Below are 23,024 nucleotides of genomic sequence, written 5' to 3' on the forward strand. Positions count from 1 at the left end.
GCCTGGCCCCTCCCTAAGCCTTCTCTACACTTTGGTAGCTCTTGGCCCAGCTGGCGGTGGCGTCGGCCATCGCGGACACCCCGCCGTCCACCGCGTCCATCTGCTCCAGCGCCTTCATCGCCGGTTCGACGTAGGTCTTGGCGATCTGGGCGCCGGCCTCGTCATTGCCCCAGCAGGCGCCCTCGGCGTTGAGCTTGGCCAGCAGCGTGGTCTGCACGGCGCGCACCTGGTCGGCGACCGCTGCGAACTCGGCGCCGTTGGTCTGGACCTCGCTGGGGACGACGGTGAATCCTCCGCCGGTCACAGGTTCCCCTCCTTGAGCCGGTCGAGCCATTCGCCGAGGTCCAGGCCCTGGTTCGGGGCCGAGGACGGCAGCCGCGAGGGCCGCGGCGGCTGCGCGTCGCCGCGCAGGTACGCCTCGACGTCGAAGTCGCGGCCGAGTACGGACTTCATCAGGTCGCCGACCTTCTCCCCGGCGTCGCGGTGCGCTCGTTCGCAGAGCTCGACGATCTCCTGGGCGAGCTCGGTCGGGCCGAGTTTGCGGTACGCGCGCGGGTCGATCTCCAGGGTGCGCAGGTCGCCGTGCGGGCCGACGGTCACCCGGATGTCGTCCTCGGGGGTGCGGGCCCGGCCCTCGATGGCGGCGCTGCGCTGCTTGAAGTCCGTGACCCGGGCCTTGACGTCGTCGGCCTCGTCGAGCAGCTGGGAATACAGGGCCTTGAGTTGCGCGACTGATTGCGCGGTAGCGAACGTCGGTAACTCGCTCACGGTGCCTGCCTTCCGCCAAGTGGTCGAGCCGAGCCCGGCGCCGCTGCCTTGCGACGTCTTGGTGGACGTCGCCAGGCAGCGGGTGCGCCGTCGGCGTTTCTGTTTCCGGGCCCAGGGTGTCCCAGGCTCGGTGCCGTTTAGGGCTCGCTTCCGATGACCGGCGGGGCGGCCGAACCCTCGGCCAGACCCCACAGGTCCTCCTCCTCGGGAAGCCAGGACTTGCGGTTGCGATCCCCGTTTCCGCCGTTCATCCCCATCGGGGCCATCGGCGGCATCATCGGCATGCGGCCGGCCGAGCCGGCCTCGGCCATCGCCGCCTGTTCGCCGAGTGCGCCCTGCGCGGCCGCGGTTTCTCCGGCGGCCAGCGGTGCGCCGGAGGCCGTGGTGCCCAGGCCGAGTCCGCCGTTGGCGCCCGCGGTCGGTGCGCCGCCGCCGTAGCCGCCGGCGCCCAGCGCTCCGAGGCCGCCGACACCACCGAGGCCTCCGAGTCCGCCGCCGGTCCCGGCCAGGCCGGTGGCCGCGCCGCCGGGGCCGAGACTGCCGGCGCCGAGACCTCCGAGGCCGCCGGTTCCGCCGCCGGGCAGGCCCGAGGTCACCGTCGGGAGCTGGTTCGGATTGAAGCCGGCGGTCTGCGTGGAGGTGTAGCCGCCCGGCGTGGTGACCGGATTCGGGAGCCCGGTCGGTGTCGGGAAGCCGCCGTTCGTGCCGCCGGGCGGATTCGGCAGACCGCCGTTGCCGCCGGGCAGGCCGCCGTTGCCTCCGGGGACGCCGCCGTTGCCCGGGCCCGGCAGGCCGGTAGCCGGCGGGTTCGGCGTCGGCAGGTGGTAGGGCGGAGGCGTGGGGGTCGTCAGGCCGGTCGGCGTCTTCGGCACCGGGGGCTGCTTGAGGCCGGTGGCGCCCGGGCTGCCGATCTTGCCGCCGGTACCGAGGCCTCCGGTCCCCAGGCCGCCGGCGCCCAGGCCACCGGTTCCGAGGCCGCCCTTCCCGCCCGGGCCGGTCCCGTCACCCGTCGGCGGCTTCAGGGCCTTGGCGGGCTGCGGGAGCGGCGGGAACTGGGACCGGGCGTCGGTGAAGTGCTGCCCGGTGATGGTCATCAGGTCCTGCAGATGCGTGCCGTACTGCTGCCAGAAGTGGTGCTGGAAGTACCCGGCCGTGAAGACGCTCGGGTCCTTCTCGGTCACCATGTTGTTGCCGTCGGCCGAGTCGAAGACCGTGATCTTCTGGACCTGCGGGTAGGTGTCGTTCGGGTTGTAGGAGCACCAGACCAGGCCCGAGTAGCCGTAGTCGCCGGAGCCGTTCTGGTCTGGCGCGTACAGGTCGAAGGTGCTGGCTATGTACGGGTTCGACGGGTCAGCGTGCATGTTCTGCGCCGGGACGTAGATCATGGCACTGACGCTCATCGGCCCGGACTGGTCCGAGTAGCTGGTGTACTGCTCGCTCTGCTGGGTCTGCACCCAGACGCAGTTGGCCGGCAGCCAGGTCGAGACGATCGTCGCCATGGCGTTCGGCACCACCGCCTTGCTGCCCGAGCTCGGCGTGCCCCAGGCGTCGAAGATCGGCTGGAAGGCGGCCTTGCTCTTGCCCAGGTTGCCGGCCAGCCCCGAGAGCACGCCCTGGATCTTCGGCATGGTCTGCGCGATCTGGTCCCCGTAGGCGGCGGTCGCCGTGGCCTTGGTGCCGTAGTCGCTGGCCGCGGCACCGGTCCACTTCAGGTCGCCGGTGTTGGCGCTGATCAGGCCGGCCATCGAGGTCGGCGTCGCCGGATCGCTGACCGTCTGCTGCAGGACGCCGGCGTTGATCTTCCAGTTCTGCGCCACGGTGGTGAGCTGGCCGATGTAGTCGTCGATCGGGGTGGACTTGCCGTTGGGGCGGAAGATCGCCTCGATCTGCTGGTTGGCCAGTGCGGCGTTGGCCGCCGACGGGGCGGTGGTGGTCGAGCGGCTCGTGCTGTAGCTGGGACCCGGGTCGGGGCGGCTCACTGGGTGCCTCCCGTTTGGGTCGTCGTGGTGCCGGTCGTTCCGGTTGTCCCAGTCGTTCCGGTGGTTCCGGTCGTGCCGGTCGTCGTCCCGGTCGGGTCGGCCAGCGCCTGGTTGAGCCGGTCGTTGACGACGCTCGCGCCGGCCTTCTCCAGATCCGCCGCGCTCTGGTAGTTGGCCGTCGTCCACTGCGCGACGTCGGACAGCGCGGTCACGTGCGTGACCAGCAGCTGCATGCCCGCGTTCGGCTGCGGGCCGACCAGCTGGTCGAGCACCGACGTGTAGTAGTCCCCGAACGTACCGGCGTCGGGGAACGCCACACCGCTGGCGAACTGCAACGGTGTGCTGCAGTCCTTCTGCAGCGAGCTCAGCGACGTGATGACCGCGGGCAGGCCGCTACCGGCCCCCGCCCCCGGCCCCCCGCCGGCCAGCCTCTGCAGTGCGGTGAATTCCGCGGTGATGTCACCGTCGGGGCTGCCGCCGGTCACCTTTCCACCTCACTTCCGGCTCCGTTTGTCGACGTGTGGGACCCGCCGGCCTACTGACCGCCCCACAGGGAGATGTTCTGGGCCTCGATCTCCTGGTAGAGCTCCTGCGTCTGGTTGCCGTGGCTCTGCACTTCGCTGAGGATCGTGCTCATCCGCTCGAACTGGCCGTTCCACTTGCGGTGCACGTCGTCGTAGCCCAGCTTCGCGATGCCGTTCCAGAGCTCTGTGTTGCTCTGCAGGGTGGTCGTCAGGTCCTCGATCAGCTGCCGGCCCGCGGTGTTGATGGCGGTCAGCTCGGTGACGAAGTCCGAGATCGTCGCGTACTGGATGTTCATGAAGTCCGGGTTGCCCACGGTGTTCCCCGCCTTTCGGATGGAATGGAAGAAGCCTGCCTACCGGGAGCCGGAGAACCTGCCTCGGCCCCGCGGTTTTAGTCAGCTCTGGCCGCCGAGAAGACTCGACAGGCGCTTCACACCCGCGGTCTCATTCTCGATGCTGACCGCGTAGTTCCGCTGGTTGGCACCCATGTTGTGCAGGATGTTCTCCAGATCGCGGACCATGGACTGGTACTCGTTGTGGAACTCCAGCATGACCTCGCGCATCAGATCCGCCCCCTGCGACTGCCAACCCCCGTGGGTGGCGTCCCGGGCCGCGTCCAGGCGGCTCGCCAGGTTCTGCAGATTGTCGATCGCGTCCTGGATGGCGGTCTGCCCGGACTGCATCCCATGGAGATCCGCTCCGACCAGGCCGCTCGCACCGTCGCTCATGTCGCCTCCTCGATTACGAACCAGACCGGCGCTCGCCGTTCCATTTCCCTCAACACCATACGAGGCCACAGGCGTCTGAGTCGCCCTGCAGGAGGTTGATATTCGTGGGGCGACGAGGGCGTAACCGGTTTCGGGGCGATGATTGCGTTCCGCATCCCCCTACGACCCCGAAGCGCCAGCCGAAGAACTGGTGGCCGCCACGCCGGGCCCCGGCGGCACGACCGCCTCCCGTGCGGCGTCCGCGGTCAGTGCCGGGCCGTCGGGCAGGAGATCCAGCATCGTCTGCGGGACCGTGACCGGCACCACCGCGGCGTAGCCGAGGGCCTTGAGCGTGGTTGCCGGATCTGGGCCGAGGGAGTCCTTCGCCGTGTACTCCCCGTTGCCGCTGACCAGGTAGGTCGCCGCCGCGACGCCCGCGTTCGTGCGGCTGCGCACCACGGCGGCGGTGCCGGGTGTCGCGTCGACGCAGTCGGCCAGGTAGGTGGCGGATGGTGTTTGCGGGGGCAGGCGGTAGCAGGTCGGTTGGGTGGTTGTGGCCGGGGCGACCGAGACGGACATCGTGCCGTCAGTGCCGGTCGTGCTCGCACAGGCTGTGGACGGGCCGGCCGCTGCGGCGTTCACCAGCGTCGGCGGCGTCTGGGGCCACTGCCCGTCGCCGGAGGACACCGTGGCGGCGTCGCCGGACTGGCCGTTGCCGACGTCCAGTGGCGTGCCGGTCATCGGCTGCAGGTCGGAGGCTGTCGCGAGCAGTTGGTACTGCAGGTTGTCGATCTGCACGAAGCCCTTGACGGTGACCACGAACAGCCGCTCGGCCACGCCGTTCTGCGCCGGCACCCGCACCAGCTGCCCGACCGACACCTTCTGCCCGGTGACCGTCACGTTCGCGGGAGGCGTGCCGTTGTCCAGTTGCGGCGCACGCAGCGGAGCCAGGGCACTGAGACTGTCCAGCCACGCCTGGCTCACTGGCAGCGCCTGGCCCGGCGACCAGCCGAGGAACGTCAGGACCCGGGCCGGGGTGTCGCCGTTGGCCGCCGCGGCCGGGTCGCCGATCTGGAACCGGTGCCCGTGCCACACCAGCCAGTAGCCGCCGCCTGCCTGCACCACCAGGCCCTGGTCGCCGAGCGGTGCGCCGAGTGCGGCATCTGTGGCCGCACCGATGGTCAGCCGCGTCAGCGTCACGGGTTGGTTCTGGGCGTTGGTTCCGGGTAGTGAGCACACGGTCCACGGCCCGCCGTGCACGTTGCCGGCGCTCGGCAAGTCGTCGGGCGCGCCGACGATCCCGATGTCGGCCGCACGCGGAACGCTGGCCAGCGACTTTTCCGACACCGACACGGTCTTCCACCCCGACGAACCCAGCAGCAGCCGGGCCGAGGTGTAGTTCAGGATCTGGTGCAGCGCGGGCGGCGATCCGGGCGGGGCCGGCGTCGGGTCGTAGATGAAGCGGCTGCCGGTCTCCTTGACGACGATGACCACGTTCGGATCTCGCCACGACGCGCTGTGCCCTGGGCTGAGTGCGCCGAGGACTCCGGCGCCGGCGGCCATCAGTGTCGCGAGCATGATGCTCGCGAAGGTCGCCGTGCTCAGCTTGCGGAGCGGCGCCTCCGGGGAGTCCGGGTCGCCGCTGAGCAGCGTGGCGTGCCGCCGTCGCAGCAGGAAGCGGTACGCCAGGACCTGGTCTCGTCTGCTCTGGACCGCCATGTCAGCCGCCGAGCGAGCGGAAGTAGCCGAACGTGCCCAGCATCAGCAGCGCCAGCGGCACGGTCGCCATCACGCCGGCCAGCTCCAGCAGGTCGGCCCAGCGCGCGAGCGTCGGGGCGAACCGGCGCTCCGGCTGAACCGCGATCCGGCCGACGATCGTGGTCGCGAGCAGAACCACGCCCGCGACCACGCCGAGCCCGACATCGCCGCTGCGCCAGCGCTCTGCGACAGTGGCGGCGGTCGGTACCGCGACGGCCAGCGCGGCTCCGATGAGCCACCACCGCTGCGCGACACCGCCGAACAGCCGCGCACGCAGCGCCAGCAGGGCGGCGATCACCGCGGCGAGCACCGGCGGAGTCCAGCCGGGCCAGCGCAGCGCGAAGGCCGTGCACGCGGCCACGGCCAGCGCCGAGCCGGCGACCAGCGCGGTGACGAGCCGGTCGGCGGTGACGCTGCGTCCGGCCAGAGCCGCTGTGGACAGTGGGGTGCTTTGTGCGCGCAGGTCTGCGGCGTTCAACGGGACCACCGCTCCAGGCAGTCCTGCGGAGCGATAGGCGATGCGCGGTATGAGGACGCTGATGGCCAGCATCAGCGCAGCTGCGAGGGCTGCGCAACCTTCGGCGTTCCAGCGCAGGGACGCCAATGCGGCAAGGGCTATTGCTGCGGCAGCCATTGCCGGAGCGAGCAGCGCCGCGCCGGCCGGCGGCTTGTCGAGCCGCGGACCCGCGCCTGCTCCAACACCACCGCCACCGCCAGTACCACCCCAAACGCCGCCGGCAACCCCAGCACTACCGCCAGCACCGGCGCCGCTGCCACCGGCAAAGCCGCCACCGCCAACACCAGCAGCGCCGCCAGCACCAACGCCGCCGCCACTACCAGCACCAACACCAACAAACCAAGCCCCAAGCACCGAAGCCGCGAAAGCCGCTGCACCCCCGGTCGCCACATGCGCCGCACCAACGCCGCTCAGCGCGTGATCGCCAAGCGGCGCCAGCACCCCGGCAACAGCCGCGAACGGCACGGCCGCGACACCGAAAAAGGCCCCCGCGACGCTGTCGCCGACCGCGCGCGAGAGCGCCCCGGCGGTCAGAAGCAAGGCCAGCGCGATGATCCCCGCAGTGAGCGCCGGCCCGGACCAGCTCGGCCCGGCGTGCAGCAAGGGATACAGAACGACCTGCGGCAGCAGCGCCGCGCACGCCAGCGCGCAGCGCCGCGTCGCCTCCGGCGTCCAGCGCCGCGTGCGGTCGCGCAGGATGCTGCCGACGCCGTCCACCGGATCGTCGAAGACGGCCTCCGGCGCGGCGGCGGCCCGCGGCCGGAAGTACACGATGTCGCCGTCGAGGATGCCGAGCCCGGCGCAGGTCCCGTTGGTGTCCAGCGGCGGCTCGCCGAGCCGCTGCAGCGCCCACCCGCCGTGCGCCGCCCCGGCCTCGACGGCCTGCTCGCCGGTGTGCAGGAGCAGTGTCGGGACCAGCGCCGCGAGCGGGACGTCCGCCGGCACCGCGATGTCCAGCCTCATGCGCGGCGCGACCACCGTGATGCGGCAGGTCTCTGAGAAGGACAGTGCCGGGCTGGTCTCCATGGCCTAGCTCGCCCCCTGCGAATAGTCTGGGTCCGGCGACGGCCGCAGCGCCCAAAGGCCTGTGACCTCCCGTCGCCTCGGTACAGTAGCGGACTCCTGACTTGGCAGGAGGGGCGGCGACGCCCGGAGAGCCGCCGACCATGGGGGCAACACCTTGACGACCCGACCGTTCCACCGTCCCGCCCGGCGTACCGGCCCCGAGCGCCCCCGTGGCGATCTGCTGCTGGAGTCGCCGCCGGAACTCCCCGAGACGGTCGCGGGGAACTTCGGACAGCTGCTGGTGTACCTGCCGATGGCCGCCGGCGGCGCCGCGATGGTCTTCATGTTCGCCGGTCCCGGCGGCTCCATGGCGACGTACCTGGCCGGCGGTCTGTACGGCATGTCCACGATGGGCATGATGGTCGGGCAGCTGGGCCGCGGATCGGGGGAGAAGAAGCGGCGGCTGGAAGGCGAGCGGCGCGACTACCTCCGCTACCTTTCCCAGGCCCGGGCACGGATCCGCGCGACGGCCTCGCGGCAGCGGGAGGCCGCGTACTGGGACAGCCCGGACCCGGACGCGTTGTGGTCGCTGGCGATGACGTCCCGGCTGTGGGAGCGCCGGGCCACCGACCCCGACTTCGGCAACGTGCGCATCGCCGTCGGCCCGCAGCGGCTGGCGATGCGCCTGGTCGCCCCGGACACCAAGCCGCTGGAGGACCTGGACCCGATCGGCGCGGTCGCACTGCGCTCGCTGATCCGCGCGCACGCCGAGGTCCCGGAGCTGCCGGTCGGCGTCGCGCTGCGCTCCTACGCGCGCATTGCGCTGCGCGGCGACGAGGTGGTCGCCCGCGATCTGGCCCGCGCGCTGCTCAGCCAGCTGACGACGTTCCACGCGCCGGCCGATCTGCGGATCGCGGTGTGCACGTCGCGGACGCGGGCCGCGGAGTGGTCGTGGGTGAAGTGGCTGCCGCACGCGCAGCATCCGACGCTGGTCGACGGCGCGGGGCCGGTGCGCATGGTCGCCGAGGACCTCGGCGACCTGGAGGAGATGCTCGGCGGCGACCTGGCCGACCGGCCGCGGTTCCGGCCCGGGGGCTCCGGGCATCCGGAGGCGGCGCAGTGGGTGGTCGTGCTCGACGGCGGCCGGGTGCCGCCGGAGACGCAGTTGGCGATCGGGGATGCCGCGGGCGTGGTGCTGCTGGATCTGACCGGTGCGACGGCGCGGGACGCGGACCGGAATCTGTTGCGGTTGCAGGCGGACGCCGATGGCGTCGGGCTGCTGCGGCGCACTGCCGACGGTACTGATGACGTGCAGCCGATCGGGCGTCCGGATCGGCTGTCGGTGGACCAGGCCGAGGCTTTGGCGCGGGTGTTGGCGCGAGTTCGGATCGGGAGCGGCGCGGCGCTTCCGCAGCCGTTGGACGCGACGTGTGACCTGCCTACGCTGCTCGGCTTGTACGACCTGGATTCCTACGATCCCGAGGAGTTCTGGCGGCACCGTACCGCGCGGGATCGGCTGCGGCTGCCGATCGGTGTCGGTGCCGACGGGGCGCCGGTCGAGCTGGACATCAAGGAGTCGGCGCAGGGCGGTGTCGGGCCGCACGGGCTGATCATCGGGGCGACCGGGTCGGGAAAGAGCGAGTTGCTGCGGACGCTGGTCCTCGGGCTGGCGGTGATGCACTCGTCGGAGACGCTGAACTTCGTGCTCGTCGACTTCAAGGGTGGTGCCACGTTCCTGGGGCTGGAGCGGTTGGCGCATACGTCGGCGCTGATCACGAACCTGTCCGAGGAGCTGCCGCTCGTCGCGCGTATGGAGGATGCGCTGCGGGGGGAGCTGGTGCGGCGGCAGGAGTTGTTGCGGTCGGCGGGGAACTTCACCTCTGTCTACGACTACGAGCGGGCTCGGGCGCAGGGGGCGCTGTTGGAGCCGTTGCCGACGTTGCTGGTGGTCGTCGACGAGTTCAGCGAGTTGTTGTCGACGCGGCCGGAGTTCGCGGAGTTGTTCGTGATGATCGGGCGGCTGGGGCGAAGCCTCGGCGTGCATCTGTTGTTGGCGTCGCAGCGGCTTGAGGAGGGCAAGCTCCGTGGGCTGGAGACGCACCTTTCGTATCGCATCTGTCTGCGGACGTTCTCGGCTATGGAGAGCCGGATGGTGATCGGGGTGGCGGACGCTTATGAGTTGCCGGGGGAGCCGGGGCATGGGTTTGTGAAGTCTGACGTCTCCACGTTGACGCGGTTCAAGGCGGCCTATGTGTCCGGTGCGCATCAGCGGCGGAGTGGGTCGGTGATGCGGGAGGCGGTGCGGGAGTCGCGGATTGTGCCGTTCGGGACTTCTTGGATCGATCCGGTGGTGCCGGTTGCGGGGGCTGCTCCGGCGGATCCGGTCAGTTCCGGCTCTGGGTCTGGTTCCGGGACGGGTTCCGGTTCCGACGCGCGGGCGCCGCGGATGTTCGACGTCTTGCTCGACCGGATCCAGGGGCACGGGCGGCCGGCGCACCGAGTGTGGCTGCCGCCGTTGGACGTCCCGGTGACGTTGGGCGAGCTGGTCGGTCCGGTCGTCGAGGACCCCGAGCACGGTCTGCTCGCGCTGGATTCACCGTGGCGGGGGACGTTGTGCGCGCCGGTGGGGGTCGAGGACCGGCCGTTCGAGCAGCGGCGGGATCCGTTGGTCGTGGATCTGTCCGGGGCCGGCGGGCACGTGGCGATCGTCGGTGCGCCGCTGAGCGGGAAGAGCACGCTGCTGCGGACGCTGATCAGCTCGCTGGCTTTGACGCACGCGCCGGCCGAGGTGCAGTTCTACTGCCTGGACTTCGGCGGTTCTCTGGGGGCGCTGGAGGGACTGCCGCATGTCGGCAGCGTGGCGTCGCGGTTGCGGCCGGAGGCGGTGCGGCGGACCGTCGCCGAGGTCTCGGCGCTGGTGGAGGGGCGGGAGGCGGCGTTCTCGCTGCACGGGATCGACTCGATGGCGGCTTATCGGCGCGCCGTGCGGGAGGGGTCGGCGGTCGCGGACGGGTACGGGGACGTGTTCCTGGTCGTGGACGGCTGGAACCAGCTGCGGCAGGAGTACGAGGCGCTGGAGCAGACGATCACGCGGCTGGCCGCGCGGGGGTTGGCGTACGGGGTGCACGTGGTGGTCGCCACGAACCGGTGGGCCGACATCCGGCAGGCGCTGAAGGAGAGCCTGGCGACGCGGCTGGAGCTGCGGCTCGGGGAGCCTTTCGAGTCGGAGATGTCGCGGCAGGTCGCGGCGGACGTGCCGGCGGCGATGCCGGGGCGCGGCGTCACCTCGGACCGGCTGCACTTCTTGGCGGCGATGCCCCGGATCGACGGCCGGACCGACGACGAGGGGATCGGCGAGGGGCTGCGGGCCCTGGTGCAGGCGTCGAAGGCGGCGTGGCCGGGGGCGGCGGCGCCCGAGGTGCGGTTGCTGCCTCGGGAGCTGACGCCGGAGGGGCTGTTCGCGGGGCGTCCGCGCGACTCCGAGACGCCGGGGGTGGCGCTCGGGCTGGGGGAGGACGACCTCGCGCCGGTGCTGGTGGACTTCGCGGTCGACCCGCACTTCATCGTGTTCGGCGAGAGCACGTCGGGGAAGTCGTCGGTGCTGCGGCACCTCGCGGACTCGCTGGTGCGCGGGTACGAGGCGGAGCAGGCGCGGATCGTGATGGTCGACTACCGGCGCGCCCTGCTGGAGGCGATCGGCGAGCCGCACCTGATCGCCTACGCGGGATCCCCGACGGTCGCCGAGACGACGCTCCGGGACCTGGCGCAGGTACTGCGCGGCCGGCTGCCGGGCCCGGAGGTGTCGCCGGCGCAGCTGCGGGAGCGGAGCTGGTGGAGCGGGGCGGACCTGTACATCGTGGTGGACGACTACGACCTGGTGGCCACCTCGGCGGCGAACCCGATGCTGCCGCTGGTGGAGCTGCTGCCGCACAGCCGGGACATCGGGCTGCACCTGATCGTGGCCCGCACGTCGTCGGGCGCCGCGCGGACGATGACGGACCCGGTGATCAGGGCCCTGCGGGAGCTGGCGACGCCGGGGCTGCTGCTGTCGGGCGGGCGCGAGGACGGGCCGCTGATCGGGACGGTGAGCGCGGTGGCGCAGCCGCCGGGGCGGGGGATTCTGGTGCGGCGGAATCGGGGGAACTTGCTGGTGCAGACGCCTTGGCGGCCGCCGGCGGGGTGAGGGCGGCTGCGCGCGGCGGCGGCGGGCTTGCGCTTCCGGTGGTGCGGCTACGTCACCGCGTGGCTGGACCCCGACCCGCCGGACGAGTCGGGGTTCGAGGGCCCGGGCGTGGTCACGAGCGCACACTGCGTCGGCGGCGCGGTGTGCGGACCGGAGTCCCCTGGCGCGACGGCGTAGGTCACGACACTGACGCAGTAGGTGGTCGAGGGCGTGAGGTTCTTGAAGCCGGCGGTGAGGGTCTGGCCGGCGACGGTCGTGCTCTGCACGGACTGGTTGTGCAGGTTCACCACGACGATGTAGCTCTGCACGCCAGCGGTCACACGCGGGGCGGACCACGTGACCGTCACGTCGGCGCCAGACGCGGCGGCCTTGGCGTCGGTGACCTGGTACTCGGACAGCTTCGCGCCGCTGAAGGGTGAGACGGTGACGACGGGGCCGGCACTCGCCGACTGTGCGGCCTTCTTGGGCGCGGTCGCCACGCCCCATGCGACACCTGCTGCCAGCGCGGTCGCACCTGCGGCGACCAGCAGCACGAGCCCGGTGTTGCGGCGGCGCGGCTCGATCGGCTGGGGCTTCGGCGTGGTGGCGGATGTGGGTGGGGGCGTGGGGCGCGGGATGGGGAACTCGTTGGGCTGGGCCTGCTGGGCGAAGGGCGGCGCGCCGTGCTCGGGCGGCGGGGGGACGAGGAGGGTCGGCTGCTGCGCGATGGGGGGAGCGGCGATGGGCTGCGGCTGGAAGGCGGGCTGAGGCGCGGGTGACGCCTGCGAAGCGAGCCCCGGCTGCGCTTGGGCGGTGGGCTGTTGCGCGGGGGGCTGTGCCTGGTGCGCGCTGACCGGCTGCGGCGAGATGGCTGTTGGGCTCAGCGACTGCTGTTGCGGGACTACTGGCGCTGATTGCGGCTGTGGCGCTGGACTCTGCGGTGCTCCAAGCGCTGGTTCGGGCACAGGCTGCGGCGAGACCGCCGGCGTGCCCGGCTGCTGCTGCGCGATGACTGGCTGCGGTGGCGGCGGCGCTGATTGCGGCTCCGGCATGAGCCCCTGCGCCACCAGCGCGGCCGGCGGCATGAGCCCTCGTGCCTGCTGCGGCGGCGCGATCGGCATCGGCGGCCGAGCGGCCATCAGCCCGGGAATCCGCGCGACCTCCTCCAGCGTCCGCGTCACGTCGTCGAGCGCCGGGCGGCGCGCCGCGTCCGGGTCCATCATGCGGTCGAGGAGTGTCGCCAGTTGCTCGGGCACGCCCGGGTGGTGCAGCTTCGGCGGGGCGCCCTGCACCAGGCGGTGGTAGAGGGCGGCGCGGCCGGTGCGGGCTTCTGTCTCGAAGGGTGCGCGGCCTGTCAGTGCCGTGCGGAGGACCGATGCCAGGCCGTACGTGTCCGAGCCGACGGTGGGGCCGGACCAGCCGAACAGTTCGCGGGGGGCGTGCATGATCGCGGTGGCGGGGACGTCGGGTTGCGACGGCGGTCGGACGGCCCATGCCAGGCCGAAGTGGCCGAGGGCGGGGCCTTCGGGCGTGGGGAAGATGACGTCCGGCGCCACGCCGAGGTGCAGGATTCCGTTGCGGTGCGCGGCTTGGAGCGCGCGGGCGAGGGTCAGGCCGAGGGCCACCACTTCGCCGACCGGCAGTGCGCCCTGCTGCTCGATGCGCGTCGCGAGGGTGCCGGGCAGGACCACGTCGGTCACGAGGAAGGGCCGGTGGTCCTTGGTGAAGCCCAGGTCCCGGACGGCCAGCACGCCCGGCTCGGCGTTGATCGCCACCGCCCCGAGGCAGTCGCTGCGCAGCCGCTTCGCGTCGCGGCCGCGGATGGGCGTGTCCACCAGGGTGACGGCCACCTGCTCCACTTGGCCGTCGACGGTGGCGACACGCGCACGGTAGATCTGGCCGCACCCGGTGAGGGCGAGCGGCTCGACGTCGTCGAATCCCGGTGGCAGCGGATTGCTCTGGGCTTCATCCCCGTTCACCCTTGCAGGATAATGGAGACCTGGCGTACTGCTCCGGGGGGAATCCGCAGGAAATCAGGCCTGGAACGACCGAGGAGGGGGGACACACCGCGTGCGTATCAGGTCGCTGATCGCGGCGTCCGCGTTGGCCGCCGTCCTCCTCGTGCCCGCCGGCGTCGCCTCCTCCGCAGCGCACGCCGACGACACCTGCCACCCCTCCGACGGCCAGGGCGTGCCGAACGTCCCCGCGACCGTGCCCTGGGCCCAGACCGCGCTCGGCCTGACCGACACCGGTGTCTGGGCCCAGTCGCGAGGCCAGGGCGTGGTCGTCGCCGTCGTCGACACCGGCGTCAGCCCGGCCGGGCCGGTCCTGCCCGCCGCCGCCGTCCAGACCGGCGTCAACCTGCTGCCCGGCGGCGGCCCCGGCGACATCGACTGCCACGGCCACGGCACGATGATGGCCGGCGTCATCGCCGGCCGCCCGGGCCTGGCGACGTTCGAAGGCGTCGCCCCGGACGCCACGATCCTGCCGGTCACCGTCACCGACGAGAGCACGAACGACCCGTCCGCCGCCGCTCGCATCGGCGCCGGGATCAGGTGGGCCGTCGACCACGGCGCGCAGGTCGTCAACGTGTCGATCACCACGACGCCGGACACCCCCGCCCTCGACGGCGCCGTCGCCTACGCGAGCGATCACCACGTCCTGATCGTCGCGGCGGCAGGGAACGACCAGAACGCGGGACCGCTTTACCCCGCCTCGATTCCCGGCGTCCTGTCCGTCGGCGGGATCGAGGCCGACGGCTCCGTCTACGCGCAAACCGAGGTCGGGGGCCACGCGGGGGTGGCCGCACCGGCCTCGGCCATCTGGTCGGTCGGAGTCCAGCCGACTTCCCCCAACCAGCCGTACATCCTCAGCGGCGAGGGCACGAGCTACGCCTCGGCATTCGTGGCCGGGACGGCGGCGCTGATCCTGGCCGTCCACCCCGGCCTCACGCCCGACCAGCTGATCCAGCGCATCGAGGCGACCGCAGATCGTCCGAACACCGGCTATCTGCCTGACCCACGCATCGGGTGGGGCGTGGTCAACCCCTACAGAGCCGTCACCGCCGAGCTTCCCGACAAGCCGACCGCCGCCGCGCCTACCACCGCGAACGCGAACGCGATGACGCTGCCGGTCGCGCGCTCGGCGCACGCCGACCCCGTGAAGCGCGGCGCGGTGCTGGCCGTGATCGGTGCGGGAGTGCTCGCGCTCGCCGTGCCTGGAGCTGCGGCAGCAGTGCGCGGCGGACGGCGCCGCGGCTGGAAACCGGGCGTGAAGTAGGGCCTGTGAAACGGCTCAGTGCCGCCGCGTCCGCGACGGAGGCCGCAGCAACCGCACCACCCGCACCCGCCGCGGAGTCCGCCGCCGTGACAGCACCCTGATCTGATCCGCGTACGTCCAAGCCCGCTCGGCCTGCTCGGCGTCCGGAGGCGCCGGCGCGTACGCGGCGACCTCCGCCAACCCCGCGAGCTGCCGGATCGGCTCGGCCCCGTCGGCCCCCAACGGCCCACCGGCGGTCAACGCCAGCTCCGACGGCGTGGTCGTCGTCCGCGCGTCGATCCCCAGTGCGTCCAGGCTTTCCAGCCAGGCCCACTGCGTCCGCCGACGCGGGTCCGGATCACGCCGCCGGAGCGCCAGCCGTCGCCGCCGCGACACGAGCGCGACGACCAGAAGCCCAGCGACAGCCGCGAGCACCAGCACGGCGATCAAGCCCAAGAGCAGCAACACCAACGGCGTCTTGTGGTGCGGCACAGGGTTGTTGAGCTGCACCGAAGGGCCCGTGTACGGAACGGCGGACTGCGAAGCCCCCGACGACGGCGTCGCCGACGTCGGTACCGTGGAGGCCTGCGCCTGCACCGGATTGATGTCGCCGCTCGTCCCCTTGCCGTCGGGAACCGCGTCATAGAACGGGACCCAGCCGACCCCCGCGAAGTAGACCTCGGGCCACACCTTCACGTCCTGGTTCGTGACCGAGTACGTCCCCGCGCCGCTCTGCGTCCCCGGCGCGAACCCGACCACCAACCGCGCCGGAAACCCCACCTGGCGTGCCGCGACCGCGAACAGCGAGGCGAAGGCGTCGGCGCTCGCCCCCACGTGCTTGCTCGGGTCCTTGCCGTAGGAAACCAGGGCACTGAGTCGCCCGAGGCTCTGCCCGGCCGCCGAATCCGGGGCGTAGCCGAACGCCGCGCGAACGGCCGTGGCCAGCGCGTTCATCTGGTCGTAGGGCGTGTCGCCGACCGCGGCGGTCGCTGCGAAGGCGGTCAGGTCGTCGGGCACCTGCGACGGCAGTTGCTCGAAGGGCTGGAGCGCCGAGTCGGTTCCCTGCTGTGCGGCACGCAGCCGGCCCGCGTCGGTGAAGTCCGGCACGCTCGTGTCGACCCGGTACGACAACGACGCCGGCGCCGCGCGGCCGTTCCCGGTGGCGATCATGCCGAGGTCGCCGGCCACCCGGACGTCGGTCCCCGACACCGTCCGCACGCGACCGGCCGCCGGAAGGAACACGCTCGACAGGTCCTGGATGTGCACGGTCTCCGTCACCGAAGCGCTCGGCCCGGACGGGTCCCAGAACGCGGGCGGCGTCGGAAGGCTTTTGCCCGCAAGGCGATACTCCGCCGAGGAGGACCAGTGCCGGCCGTCGTAGGTGTCGAGCACCTGCCAGCGGAGACGCTGGCTGTTGTCGCCGGTGGTGACCGTGAACAGCGGTGAGACAGTGTCCTGCTTCAGCCAGGCGACCGCCTGAGTGAGGGGGTCGGTCTCGTCGAAGATCTGCTGCGCCGGCGCGATCAGGGTGCGCGGGTCCCAGGGGCGGCGTTGCGGCAGCCCCGGGAGGTGCGGTGCCAACGACGCGGCGACCAGCGTCAGCGCGGTCACCGTCGCGAAGAACGGAGCTGTGCGCACGGCGGAGGCCCACGGTCGTGCGCTGCGGTTGCGGATGACGACGGCGTCGGCCGGGTTGCCGCGGGTCGCCTGGTCGACGCCGACGAAGACCACGGCGGTGACGAGGAAGGCCGCGGCGGTCAGGATCGTCTGGGGATCGCCGGCCCCGGCGGAGGCGGCGGTGCCGAGGGCGAGCAGGATCGTCGGCGGGAGCAGGACGGTCAGCGGCGAGGCGCCGCGGATCGCGCAGATGGCGGCCCAGACGGCGCTCCACCACAGGCACGTTCCGGCCGTGGCCAGCAGGACGGCGGTCGGACGCGCTGGTGACGTGGTCGACAGGAGTTGGCGGGCGCCGTCGGTGACCGCTGATCGCAGGACGCTGAGGAAGTCGGCGACGGACTGATGGTCGCCGCCGCGCCAGCTCGCGAGGACGATCGAGCCTGCCGGGAGGATCACGAGCCAGCCGACCAACGCTCCGCCGAGCGCGAACAGCTCGAATCCGCGCCTTTGTCGACCGGCGGCCCACGCTGCCAGAGCGACGATGCCGGAGGGGATGACCGTCGCCAGGACGCAGACCGGGACGACGTCCGCGAGGTCGAACGCGCCGCGGAGCGAGAGGCCGGTGATCGCGCACAGGACTGCCGTCGGTATGGCCAGCAGAATCCTGATGTTCCGGGGCGCGGCGTTGATGCGCGAGGTCATCGCACGCCTCCTCGCGCCGCCGCCTGGGCCAGCCGTTCCCAGCGGTCGCAGATCTCGGCGGCGGTCGGGGCGTCGATGATGGAGAGTCCGGCGGCGCCGCGTGCGGTTCCTGATCCTGATCCGGGGGCTTGGCCCTGGCCCTGGCCTTGGCCTTGGCCTTCGGGTGCGCTGATCCGGGTCAGTGCGGCCAGCCCGAATCGGCCGGCGATCCTGGTCAGCGTGCCGATTTCCCCAGGCTGTGGATGACCGCCGACGACGATGAGGACGCCGCCTCGTTCGGCGTGTTCCAGGTGTTCGAGTGTGTCGGCCAGGCCTTCGCCGGTTCGGCCTGCGGATCTGGTGGATTTGGCGGGTTTGGTGGCCTTGGCGGACTTGGTGGCGAGCAGGGTCACTCCGGCCAGGCGGTCGAGGAAGAGCATTGATTCCTCGGGGGATCCGTTGGCGCTGAGCCGGAGGCCGCCGGTGGTCCACAGGGAGACGGCCTGTCCGGCGCGGACGGCTCCGACGGCAGCGGAGGCGGCGACGTCCACGGCGTGCTCGAAGTCGTCAGGGTTCGCATACAGTGCGGCGTCGGTGATGAGGACGATGGTCGCCTTGGGCGGCGTCACGTCGATGTTCTGCCGGACCATCAGCTCGCCGCGGTGGGCGCTGGCGCGCCAGTGGATGCGGCGCAGGTCGTCTCCGGGCACGTATTCGCGCAGCGTGTGGAAGGTGATGGAGCCTTCCAGCGCCAGGTCGGTGCGGGCCTGCTCGCCTTGGGCGTTCTGGGCGGCGGTGCCGAGCGGGAAGCGGTGGACGGCCGGGTGGACGTGCAGGACGGCTTTGCCGGGCAGGGCGGAGCGGCGGCGGACCAGGCCGAGGGGGTCGGTGCGGTCCCAGTGCAGCGGCCCGACGTCGATGACGCCACGGCGGGCGGTCGGGAGTTCGTAGCGGACTTCGACGGCGGCGTGCGGCGGGAGTTGGCCGATACGGACCGGGATCTCGCGGCTGCCGACGCGCTCCCGGGCCGAGAGGCGCTGGCCCCAGGTCGGGGACTGGTTGCGGACGGTGAGCAGGCCGACGGCGGTTTCGCCGCGGGCCACGCGCAGGGGGTAGACCTCGCGGTCGAGTTCGATCGGCGCGTTGCGTGCGGTCAGGGGGACGACGCACAGGAGGATGACGAGGCCGGCGGTGCCGAGGGCGGCGAAGGCCGGGTAGCCGAAGGCGTAGGCGAGGACGACGCAGGCCAGGGAGGACAGGCCGAGGGCCGTTCCGGTGGAGGTCAGGCGGAGGGTGCGGTCGGAGTCGGGGGGTGCTGGGGCGGGGGCTTCGGGAGCGTCGGGGGCCGCCGCGGCGGTGGCTGCGGCGTCTGTGGCGTCGGAGGTTTCGGCGGTGGCTGTGGCGTTCGCGCCGATGATCGCGCGGTTGGTCGCGCCGTCGGCCGCGTCAGACATTCTCGGCGGTCTGCGGGACCGGAGTGGCGGCCACCGCCGCGGCGACCACGGAGGCCGCGGTCCCGCCGCGCATCAGCGCGTCCTGGTTCAGCAGGATGCGGTGCGCCAGGACCGGTTCGGCGAGGGCCTTCACGTCGTCGGGCGTCAGGTAGACGCGGCCTTGCGAGGCGGCGCGGACCTGGGAGGCGCGCAGCAGGGCCAGGCTGCCGCGCGGGCTGGCGCCGAGCCGGACGTCGGGCATGGTGCGGGTGGCGGCGGCTACGTTCACGACGTAGGAGTAGACGCTCGGCGCCACGAAGACCTGCTCGGCCTGGTGGATCAGCACGGCCACCTCGTCGATGCCCAGCACCGGCGGCAGGTCGCCCAGCCGCCGCGTCCGCTCGCGGCCCTGCAGCACCTCGACCTCGGCGGCGTGATCGGGGTACCCGAGCCGGATGCGCATCAGGAACCTGTCGAGCTGCGCCTCGGGGAGCGGATAGGTGCCGTCCATATCGACCGGGTTCTGGGTCGCGACGACCAGGAACGGCTGCGGCACCGGATGTGTGGTCCCGTCAACGGTGACGTTCCGCTCCTCCATCACCTCCAACAAAGCGGCCTGGGTCTTCGGCGAGGCACGGTTGATCTCGTCGGCGAGCACGACATGCGCGAACACCGGACCGGCGTGGAACGCGAACTCCTGCGCCCGCTGGTCGAAAACGGTGACCCCGGTGACGTCCGACGGCATCAGGTCAGGCGTGAACTGCACCCGGTTCCACGACGCCCCGAGCGACGCCGCCAGCGCCCGCGCCAACGTGGTCTTCCCGGTCCCGGGCACATCCTCGACGAGCAGATGCCCCTCGGCCAGCAGACAGGTCAGCGCGAGCTCGACCGCCGACACCTTGCCCCGCACGACTTCGCAGATCGCGTCGCGCAGCAGGGCGAAGCCGGCGGCGAAGTGCTCGCCGGACAGCATCGGGCGGGGCTCGGTGACGGTCACGGTGGTCCTTGGCGGGTGGTGGTGGTCGGGTGGTGGAGATCGAGAGTTGGGCGGGTGTCAGGTTAATGGGTGCGGGGTTTCTGCGCAGGTGTCAGCCGGTGGGCGGGCCGCCAGAGCAGAGAGGCAGGCCATGAGTGTCGGCGTTGTCGGCGAACCAGTGCGTCGAGGCGTAGCCCCAGTGGCCGTTCGCGCTGACATAAAGCCAGGTGGTGCTGACGACTTGGTTGTTGTCCTGCGAGGGGTAGCCACCTGTGGCGTAGCAGAACGCGGTGACTTGATCGCCGATATTGACGGTCGTGACCCAATCCCCATGCGCTGAGGTGTCGTTGTACGAAGACGGTGTGCGCTGGATCCAGGTCGGGCAGTTCGGAAAAGTGCAGCTGATGATGTTCTTGCTCTTGGCCCAGACGTAGTAGCTCTTGACCGCGTTGAGATCGATCGTGAGGCCGACGCCGTCAACGACGGTGCGGTTCTGACTTGCCGCCCCCGAGGTGCCGTCGGGGGTGTGCGCCTTCACGGAAACGGTGTAGCTGCGGCCTGGGAGGAGGTTCGGGATGGTGGTCGACGGGCCGGGCACGCTCTTGTCGGTGATCGAGATGCCGGGGCCGGTTACTGTCACCAGGTATGTCAGGGGAGTTCCGATACCGGGATCGCTCGGCTTGTTCCACTTGGCATACAGGGTGGTCGAGCTGCCGGCCGGGGTGCTCACTTCCAGGCCGCTTGGCTCACCGGGCATGTAGCAGGCGCGGCTGGCTACGGGAGGCGCGGACGTGGTGAGGCCGGTCGGGCCGATCGCCGTCACAGTGAAGTCGTAGCTCGTGCCGCAGACCAGCCCACTGATGTTCACTGCGGTCGGGTTGTTGGGCACGTTCGTCTGAGTACCGGCGTCCTTGGTCACCGAGACCTTGTAGGACTTGGTGTTCGTCGTGTCGCTCGGGTTCTGCCACTGCACCGTCACGCTGCCGTTGTTGGCCTTGTCCGGCGTGACCTTCACGTCCAGTGGTGCCAGCGGCGGCACCGGAGCCGGCGTGCTGGACGTCGTGCTCGGCGGCGGGGGAGGCGTCGAGGACTTGCTCGGCGGCGTCGAAGGCTTCGAAGGTGTCGGCGTGCTCGGCGTAGTAGAAGGCGCCGAAGTCGGCGTCGGCTTGCTGCTACTGCTCGTCGAAGGCCCCGGCACCGCGACGCTCGTGCTCGGCGGGCCCTCCGGGCTGCTCGGGACCACCGGCTTCGTGGTCGGGGGTGCGCTTGACGTGCTTGTGGAGGTGACCGGTGGGGCCGAGGTCTCGTGGTTCTGCGTCGTGGTCTGCGTGGTCGGGGGTTGGGTCGGGTGCGGGTCCGCGACGGTGGTCGAGTCGCCGGCCGTGGGGATGGTGCTGCCGTTCTTCGTGATGGAGTGCGGGACTCCGTCGGCGGAGACCGAGACCGCGGCGCCGCTGGAGGGGTCGTTGAAGTAGACGATGCCGTCGACGATCTCCGACTGGAATGATCCGCCGTGCGGCAGGATCGGGATCGGGGTGTCGAAGCGGTTCGTGGTGCTGTCGTAGACCAGGGCTGAGCCGCGGGTGAAGTCCGGTATGTAGGTGCGCTGGCCTGCCTGCAGTGGCGGCCGTAGGTCGTCGCTGGTGTAGCCGGCGGGGATGCCGATCGAGGTCGGGATGCCGCTTGTGAGGTTCACCAGGACCAGTTGTGCGGTCGGGGCCGATTCCACGAGGGGGAGTGGCTGGTTGCTGTCGACGCTGGCTACCTGGAGGCTGTTGCCCGAGTTCGCTGCGCCCGGCAGCTTGATGACCTGGCCGGCCACGCCGCCGGTGATGGCGGTGAGGGTGCCGGTGGTGCGGTCCACGACGGTCGGGGTGCCGCCGGCCAGGGCCATCACCATGTCCGAGCCGCCGGGGTCGACGGTGATCGCGGCGCCCGCGGTGTCGCCGTTGACCGGGACGACGGTGCCGGTGGCGGTGACCGGTGCCCACAGGACGCCGTTGTGGTCCACGATCGGGATGCCGAGGCTGCCGGAGAGCTTGACCTGGGTGCCGTCCGCGGCCAGCGTCGTGGGGTCGACCCGCTGCACTGTGCCCGCGGCGGCGTCCACCAGGTAGGCGACTCCGCCTCCGGCCAGGACCGAGGTGTCCGTGCTGTGCGGGATCTGTACGGTCGCGACCAATTGCGAGGTGTCGATGACGGTGATCGACCCGGTCACGGTGTCGCGCACGAAGACCAGGTCGCCGTTCTGCGTCACGTCCATCGAGTGCCCGGAGGCGCCGGGGACCGGGACCTTCGCGGCCGAGCCGCCGCTGATCCCGTCGACCAGGTTGACGCTGCCGTCGGCCGTCGTCGACAGCCACGCGCTGCCCGGGTGCGCCTGCGCGCGGCTCGCGGAAACGTTGCGGCCCAACGCGAAACCGGCCCCGGCCAATGTCACCGTGACCGCCACGCCGACGGCCAGCAGGACCCGGGAGCCCTTCGACTTGTTGGCCCCGTCCTGGGACTGAGACCTGTCGGCCCCGTCCCGCTGGACCTGGACCGCTGTACCGGAAACCCCGTTTGCATCCGGTTCTTGCCGCACGTTTTGCCACATCTTGGGCCCCCATGAGGTCAGAACGTTTTCTGCGCTAGCCCATGTTCGGTCTTAGCATACTGACTTGAACGCCCGAGCGAAGGGGCCCGGAGCGTGAGATGCCCAGTCGCGGCCGGGGAGCTTACGCTGGTGGGGTGCGTACGCGACCGACGTTGACCTGGGAGCCCACCGGCGAGGACTTCCCGCGCACGACGAGCCTGGACGCCATGGTGGAGCTGGTGGCCGGACGCGGGGTCGTCGTGCTGAGCGGCGCCGGGATCTCCACGGAATCCGGGATCCCCGACTACCGCGGCAAATCCGGCGCGCTGCGCAGGCACACGCCGATGACCTACGAGGACTTCGCGGGCAGCGCGCAGGCGCGGCAGCGGTACTGGGCCCGCAGCCACCTCGGGTGGCGCGCGATGGCCGGGGCGCAGCCGAACATCGGGCACCGGGCAGTCGCCGTGCTGCGGGCCTCCGGGCACGTGGACGGCGTCATCACGCAGAACGTGGACGGCCTGCACCAGGCGGCCGGCACCTTGCCCGAGGTGGTCGACCTGCACGGGAGCCTGGACCGGGTGGTCTGCCTCACCTGCGGGGCGTTCAGCGCGCGGACCGAGCTGGAGCGCCGGCTGAACGACGCCAACCCGGTGTTCGACGGCGTCGCGGCGCGCATCAATCCAGACGGCGACGTGGAGCTCGCCGAGGAGGCGGTGCTCCGGTTCCGTTCCGTGGACTGCGACTCGTGCGGCGACGGGGTGCTGAAGCCGGACGTGGTGTTCTTCGGCGAGAACGTGCCCAAGGCGCGGGTCGAGCGGTGCAACGAGCTGGTGGACGGCGCCGAGGCGCTGCTGGTGCTGGGCTCGTCGTTGACGGTGATGTCGGGGCTGCGGTTCGTGCGGCGCGCGGCGGAGGCGGGCAAGCCGGTCGTGATCGTCAATCAGGGCGTGACGCGCGGCGACCGGTACGCGTCGGCCCGTATCGAGGCGCCGCTGGGCAGTGCGCTCGTGGAGCTGGTGGGACGCGTGGGAGCGGCCCCGGATTTCGGTTAGGCCCGCAGGTCA

General features: G+C 71.7%; 16 protein-coding genes. 3 read left to right on the top strand and 13 right to left on the bottom strand.

Features of this window, described 5'->3' with window-relative positions; all coding sequences use genetic code 11:
• Positions 1–13 precede the first annotated feature (13 nt).
• The 8 genes from ABH920_RS13280 to eccD all read right to left on the bottom strand — a co-directional run bounded on the left by ABH920_RS13280 (position 14) and on the right by eccD (position 7,279).
• Positions 14–304: a hypothetical protein gene (locus ABH920_RS13280; RefSeq protein WP_370349234.1), complete on the bottom strand. Its 291-nt coding sequence runs from the start codon at positions 302–304 to the stop codon at positions 14–16.
• Positions 301–768: a YbaB/EbfC family nucleoid-associated protein gene (locus ABH920_RS13285; protein WP_370349235.1), complete on the bottom strand. Its 468-nt coding sequence runs from the start codon at positions 766–768 to the stop codon at positions 301–303. Before ABH920_RS13285 ends, ABH920_RS13280 begins: the two co-directional genes overlap by 4 nt.
• A gap of 137 nt (positions 769–905) precedes the next feature.
• Positions 906–2,747, bottom strand: a complete 1,842-nt coding sequence (locus tag ABH920_RS13290) for a hypothetical protein (protein WP_370349236.1) — start codon at positions 2,745–2,747, stop codon at positions 906–908.
• Positions 2,744–3,232 carry a hypothetical protein gene (locus ABH920_RS13295; protein ID WP_370349237.1) on the bottom strand — a complete coding sequence of 163 codons (489 nt, stop codon included), beginning with the start codon at positions 3,230–3,232 and terminating at the stop codon, positions 2,744–2,746. Before ABH920_RS13295 ends, ABH920_RS13290 begins: the two co-directional genes overlap by 4 nt.
• A gap of 50 nt (positions 3,233–3,282) precedes the next feature.
• Positions 3,283–3,585 carry a WXG100 family type VII secretion target gene (locus ABH920_RS13300; protein ID WP_194908022.1) on the bottom strand — a complete coding sequence of 101 codons (303 nt, stop codon included), beginning with the start codon at positions 3,583–3,585 and terminating at the stop codon, positions 3,283–3,285.
• A gap of 81 nt (positions 3,586–3,666) precedes the next feature.
• Positions 3,667–3,999, bottom strand: a complete 333-nt coding sequence (locus ABH920_RS13305; RefSeq protein ID WP_370349238.1) for a WXG100 family type VII secretion target — start codon at positions 3,997–3,999, stop codon at positions 3,667–3,669.
• 159 nt (positions 4,000–4,158) lie between these two features.
• The gene (gene eccB, locus ABH920_RS13310; protein ID WP_370349239.1) at positions 4,159–5,697 is read right to left on the bottom strand and encodes a type VII secretion protein EccB; all 1,539 of its coding nucleotides are present in this window, start codon (positions 5,695–5,697) and stop codon (positions 4,159–4,161) included.
• A 1-nt stretch (position 5,698) separates the two neighbouring features.
• Positions 5,699–7,279, bottom strand: coding sequence for a type VII secretion integral membrane protein EccD (gene eccD / locus ABH920_RS13315; protein ID WP_370349240.1), 1,581 nt, complete (start codon positions 7,277–7,279; stop codon positions 5,699–5,701).
• A 154-nt stretch (positions 7,280–7,433) separates the two neighbouring features.
• On the opposite strand from eccD, the gene eccCa reads away from it, so the two are divergent.
• Entirely contained in the window at positions 7,434–11,441 is a 4,008-nt protein-coding gene (eccCa, locus tag ABH920_RS13320; protein WP_370349241.1) for a type VII secretion protein EccCa, read from the top strand.
• A gap of 47 nt (positions 11,442–11,488) precedes the next feature.
• Here the strand turns inward: eccCa and ABH920_RS13325 are convergent, their stop codons facing one another.
• A complete protein-coding gene (locus ABH920_RS13325; RefSeq protein ID WP_370349242.1) occupies positions 11,489–13,399 on the bottom strand; it encodes a fibronectin type III domain-containing protein in 1,911 nt (636 codons plus the stop codon).
• Between the two features lie 91 nt (positions 13,400–13,490).
• Between ABH920_RS13325 and ABH920_RS13330 the strand changes: the two genes are divergently transcribed.
• Positions 13,491–14,699: a S8 family serine peptidase gene (locus ABH920_RS13330; RefSeq protein ID WP_370349243.1), complete on the top strand. Its 1,209-nt coding sequence runs from the start codon at positions 13,491–13,493 to the stop codon at positions 14,697–14,699.
• Positions 14,700–14,714: 15 nt separating this feature from the next.
• On the opposite strand, the gene ABH920_RS13335 is transcribed toward ABH920_RS13330, so the two are convergent.
• The 4 genes from ABH920_RS13335 to ABH920_RS13350 all read right to left on the bottom strand — a co-directional run bounded on the left by ABH920_RS13335 (position 14,715) and on the right by ABH920_RS13350 (position 21,969).
• Positions 14,715–16,997 (bottom strand): transglutaminase domain-containing protein, encoded by a 2,283-nt coding sequence (locus ABH920_RS13335; RefSeq protein ID WP_370349244.1) that lies wholly within the window; start codon positions 16,995–16,997, stop codon positions 14,715–14,717.
• Positions 16,994–18,430, bottom strand: a complete 1,437-nt coding sequence (locus tag ABH920_RS13340; RefSeq protein ID WP_370349245.1) for a DUF58 domain-containing protein — start codon at positions 18,428–18,430, stop codon at positions 16,994–16,996. The genes ABH920_RS13335 and ABH920_RS13340 overlap by 4 nt, the downstream gene beginning before the upstream one ends.
• Positions 18,423–19,382: an AAA family ATPase gene (locus tag ABH920_RS13345; RefSeq protein WP_370349504.1), complete on the bottom strand. Its 960-nt coding sequence runs from the start codon at positions 19,380–19,382 to the stop codon at positions 18,423–18,425. Before ABH920_RS13345 ends, ABH920_RS13340 begins: the two co-directional genes overlap by 8 nt.
• 115 nt (positions 19,383–19,497) lie before the next feature.
• A complete protein-coding gene (locus ABH920_RS13350; RefSeq protein ID WP_370349246.1) occupies positions 19,498–21,969 on the bottom strand; it encodes a fibronectin type III domain-containing protein in 2,472 nt (823 codons plus the stop codon).
• A 146-nt stretch (positions 21,970–22,115) separates the two neighbouring features.
• On the opposite strand from ABH920_RS13350, the gene ABH920_RS13355 reads away from it, so the two are divergent.
• The gene (locus tag ABH920_RS13355; RefSeq protein WP_370349247.1) at positions 22,116–23,012 is read left to right on the top strand and encodes an NAD-dependent protein deacetylase; all 897 of its coding nucleotides are present in this window, start codon (positions 22,116–22,118) and stop codon (positions 23,010–23,012) included.
• Positions 23,013–23,024: the final 12 nt, after the last annotated feature.

It is taken from the genome of Catenulispora sp. EB89, assembly GCF_041261445.1.
Classification (GTDB): Bacteria; Actinomycetota; Actinomycetes; order Streptomycetales; family Catenulisporaceae; genus Catenulispora.